This is a genomic window from Sphaerotilus sp. (assembly GCF_041083715.1).
Lineage (GTDB): Bacteria > Pseudomonadota > Gammaproteobacteria > Burkholderiales > Burkholderiaceae_C > Sphaerotilus.
Map to the genome: position 1 here is coordinate 1 of NZ_JBFPGY010000041.1, position 4,058 is coordinate 4,058.

Consider the following 4,058-nt stretch of genomic DNA (forward strand, 5'->3'; position numbering starts at 1 on the left):
CGACAGCCCGGTGCGCCAGCAGCAGCGGATGAAGTTCGCTACAGTCTGCGGGATGCGCGCACCACCCCCACCCCATTCTGTCGAAGCCCCTGCCCGCCTGTCGATGGCGCAGGTTCTGCTCTGCGGCGCCCTCATCGTCACACTGTCGATGGGCATCCGCCACGGCTTCGGCCTGTGGCTGGCGCCCATCACGATGGAGCGCGGCTGGACCCGCCAGACGTTCGCGTTCGCAATGGCGGTGCAGAACCTGTCCTGGGGCTTGGCCGGACCGATCGCGGGCATGCTGGCGGACCGCTTCGGCGCCTTTCGCGTCCTCATCGGCGGCAGCCTGCTCTACGCGGGTGGGCTGGTGCTGATGTCGCTGTCCACGACCGGGCCGGCCTTCGTCGCCAGCACCGGCCTGCTGATCGGCATGGCGCAGTCGGGCACCACCTACGCCGTGGTCTACGGCGTGATCGGGCGCCAGATCGATCCGCTCAAGCGCTCCTGGGCGATGGGCGTGGCAGCAGCGGCGGGATCGTTCGGCCAGTTCCTGATGGTGCCGGTCGAAAACTGGCTGATCGGACACCTCGGCTGGCAGCAGGCGCTGGTGCTGCTGGGCGGAGCGGCGCTGGTCATCATTCCCCTGGCCTGGGGCCTGCGAGAGCCTCAGCTGCCCGGCGGTCCGGTGCGGCCGCAGCAGAGCATCGGCGCCGCGCTGCGCGAGGCGATGGGCTACCGCAGCTTCCAGCTGCTCATGGCAGGCTATTTCGTCTGCGGCTTCCAGGTGGTGTTCATCGGTGTGCACATGCCCAGCTACCTGAAAGACCATGGCATGGCACCCGAAGTGGCCACGACGGCGCTGGCGCTGATCGGACTGTTCAACGTGATCGGCACCTATGCGGCCGGCTCGCTCGGCCAGCGCATGTCCAAGCGGCACATCCTGTCTGCGATCTACCTCCTGCGCTCGGTGGTGATCATCGCCTTCCTGGCCGCACCGCTGACACCGGCGAGCGTCTATGTGTTCGCCGCCGTGATGGGGGTGCTGTGGCTGTCCACCGTGCCGCCGACGAATGCGGTAGTGGCGCAGATCTTCGGCGTGCAGTACCTGTCGATGCTCGGCGGCTTCGTGTTCCTGAGCCACCAGATCGGCTCCTTCCTGGGTGTGTGGCTGGGCGGCTTCCTGTACGACCGCACCGGCAGCTACGACATCGTCTGGGGCATCGCCGTGGCGCTGGGTGTGTTCGCCGCGCTGGTGAACCTGCCCGTGCGCGAAACAGCCATCGCCCGACCGATGGCCCAGCCGGCATGAGGCCCTCCGTGCGCCAGATGCTGCTCGGTGCCGTGGTGGCGACCGCACTGGGGCTGGTGTTCGCGGCCTACCTGCAACCGGCGCTGATCGTCGACCTGGGCAACCGCCTGTGGAGCTGTTTCTGAGCGCGCCCCCGAACCCGACTCCGTCCGACTGGATCACCCGCCACACGGGCCTGATTCCGAACCTGAACCGCGGTGCCCGCGTGCTGGACCTCGCCTGCGGCAGAGGCCGCCACGTGCGCTGGCTCGCGGCACGTGGCGCGCGGGTCACCGCGGTCGATCGGGACGTTGCCGCACTGGCTCCATTGCACGACTGCGCCGCCGAGGTGGTCCTGGCTGACATCGAACACGGTCTCTGGCCATTGCCGGGACGCAGTTTCGACGCCGTGGTCGTGACGAACTACCTGTGGCGCCCGCTGCTGCCGGTGATCGTCGCCAGCGTGGCGCCGGGCGGCGTGCTGCTCTACGAGACCTTCGCGCACGGCAATGCCAGCGTGGGCAAACCGTCTCGGCCCGATTTCCTGCTGCAACCAGGCGAGTTGCTGGCCGCGGTATGCCCGGCATTGCGGGTCATTGCCTACGAGGACGGCTTTCTCGACACCCCGCCGCACTTCGTTCAACGCATCGCCGCCGTGCGCCAGACCATCGCCGACACGTCAGCCAACCCGGAACGGTGGCCGTTGCCCGGCAGTTAGAATCCCGAAATCACAAGGACTATTGCACATGAATCCGATCATTGGCAGCATCGTCGCACTCGTCACGCCGATGCATGAAGACGGCAGCGTGGACTACCCCAGCCTGCGCCGGCTGATCGACTGGCACATCGCCGAGGGCACGGCGTGCATCGGCGTCGTCGGCACCACCGGCGAATCGCCCACGGTGTCGGTCGAAGAACACTGCGAGATCATCCGCGTTGCCGTCGAGCAGACCGCCGGCCGCGTGCCGGTGATGGCAGGTGCCGGCGGCAACTCGACCCGCGAGGCGATCGAGCTGTCGAAGTTCGCCAAGGAAGTCGGCGCGGACTGCACGCTCAGCGTCGTGCCCTATTACAACAAGCCTTCGCAGGAAGGCATGTTCCAGCACTTCAAGGCGATCACGGAAGCCGTGGACATCCCCGTGATGCTCTACAACGTGCCCGGTCGGACCGTCGCAGACATGCTGCCCGAAACGACACTGCGCCTGGCGACGCTGCCCGGCGTGATCGGCATCAAGGAAGCCACCGGCAACATCGAGCGCGCATGCTGGCTGATCAAGCACGCGCCCGAGGGCTTCGGTGTCTACTCAGGCGACGATGGCACCGCGATTGCGCTGATGCTGATGGGCGGCCAGGGCAATGTGAGCGTCACGGCCAACATCGCCCCGCGTGCCATGGCGGACCTGTGTCGCGCTGCAGTGGCAGGCGAGGCAAAGACCGCCCGCGAACTCCACTTCAAGCTGCTGTCGCTGAACAAGCTGCTGTTCGCCGAACCCAATCCGGTGCCGGTCAAATGGGCAATGCAGCGCATGGGCCTGTGCGGTGGCGCACTGCGCTTGCCGATGGTGCCGATGTCCGACAGTCTGGTCGCCCCCCTCGAAGGCGCCATGCGCGAAGCCGGCATTCTCTGAGATGAAAAGCAATCTGATGTCCCTGCGCCACCCCATGCGCGCCTCGCTGGCCGCTGCCCTGTTCGCTTGCGGCTTGGGCGGCTGCACGGTCGTCTCAGACTCGCTCACGTCGAGCAAAATCGACTACCGCTCGGCCGCTGCCACACCGGCACCGACCCTGCAGGTGCCGCCTGACCTGACGCAGCTGGCCAGCGATCCGCGCTACCAGCCACCAGCCGGGGGCGCCATCAGCGCCACCGCGATGCAGACGACCGAAGCGTCTGCGCCGCAGGCCGGGGCGACTGCAGCGGCGCGACCGAGCGACGACGTGCGCATCGAGCGCGCCGGCAACCAACGCTGGCTGGTGGTCCGCCAGACACCCGAACAGGTCTGGGACACGCTGCGCACGTTCTGGCAGGACAACGGGTTCACACTGGTCGTCGACACGCCGCAGGTTGGCGTGATGGAAACCGACTGGTCAGAGAATCGGGCCAAGCTGCCGACGGACATCGTCAGCCGCACAGTGGGCAAGGTGCTCGACAAGCTGCGAGACACTGGTGAACGGGACCGCTACCGCACCCGTGTCGAACGCAATGGGTCGGTCAGCGAGATCTACATCAGCCACCGCGGCATTGAACAAGTCATCATCGAGCGCACCAGTGAAAGCCTGCGCTGGCAGAGCCGACCCAGTGATCCCGGCCTCGAAGCAGAAATGCTGGCCCGGCTGATGCTGCGCCTCACTGGAGCAGATGCCAGCAAGCCCGACACTGTCAAAACAGTGGAGGCAGCAGTTCGCTCCGTCAGCGCAGTACAGGCTCCCCCCCCCCGTGCACGGGTGGCCGATCAGTCGATCGGAATGGTGTTGCAAATTGACGACAACCTGGAACGCAGCTGGCGCCGGGTCGGTCTGGCACTGGATCGCAGCAGCTTTACGGTCGAAGAGCGTGACCGTGCACAGAATGTATATCTGGTGCGCTACGTCGACCCGAAACTGGCCGGACAGGAAGAACCCGGCTTCTTCTCGCGCGTATTCAGCGGTGCCCGCAAGGACGACCTGAAAGGCACGCGGTACCGCCTGAAGTTGACATCGGACAACGGCAGCACGAGTTCATTATCAATACTCGATGACAAGGGCACGCCCACCAAGGACGACGGCGCACGCAATATCGTCCAATTACTCG

The 4,058-nt window shown here is 66.3% G+C and carries 5 protein-coding genes; all 5 read left to right on the plus strand.

Going from position 1 to position 4,058, the window contains the following annotated elements:
• The first annotated feature begins 52 nt into the window (after positions 1–52).
• Complete coding sequence (locus tag AB3X43_RS02020; protein WP_369428225.1) at positions 53–1,291, plus strand: MFS transporter; 1,239 nt, start codon at positions 53–55, stop codon at positions 1,289–1,291.
• Positions 1,288–1,416, plus strand: coding sequence for a hypothetical protein (locus AB3X43_RS02025; RefSeq protein ID WP_369428222.1), 129 nt, complete (start codon positions 1,288–1,290; stop codon positions 1,414–1,416). The genes AB3X43_RS02020 and AB3X43_RS02025 overlap by 4 nt, the downstream gene beginning before the upstream one ends.
• Complete coding sequence (locus AB3X43_RS02030; protein WP_473965043.1) at positions 1,401–1,988, plus strand: class I SAM-dependent methyltransferase; 588 nt, start codon at positions 1,401–1,403, stop codon at positions 1,986–1,988. The genes AB3X43_RS02025 and AB3X43_RS02030 overlap by 16 nt, the downstream gene beginning before the upstream one ends.
• A 28-nt stretch (positions 1,989–2,016) precedes the next feature.
• Positions 2,017–2,898, plus strand: a complete 882-nt coding sequence (gene dapA / locus AB3X43_RS02035; RefSeq protein ID WP_369428223.1) for a 4-hydroxy-tetrahydrodipicolinate synthase — start codon at positions 2,017–2,019, stop codon at positions 2,896–2,898.
• 1 nt (position 2,899) lies between these two features.
• Positions 2,900–4,058, plus strand: a 1,159-nt coding sequence (bamC, locus tag AB3X43_RS02040; RefSeq protein ID WP_369428224.1) for an outer membrane protein assembly factor BamC, incomplete at its 3' end; no start/stop codon positions are given.

Excerpts from the sequence above, each read along its gene's own strand:
- AB3X43_RS02025 (WP_369428222.1), top strand. The coding sequence starts at position 1,288 with ATGAGGCCCTCCGTGCGCCAGATGCTGCTCGGTGCCGTGGTGGCGACC.
- dapA (WP_369428223.1), top strand. The coding sequence starts at position 2,017 with ATGAATCCGATCATTGGCAGCATCGTCGCACTCGTCACGCCGATGCAT.
- AB3X43_RS02020 (WP_369428225.1), top strand. The coding sequence starts at position 53 with ATGCGCGCACCACCCCCACCCCATTCTGTCGAAGCCCCTGCCCGCCTG.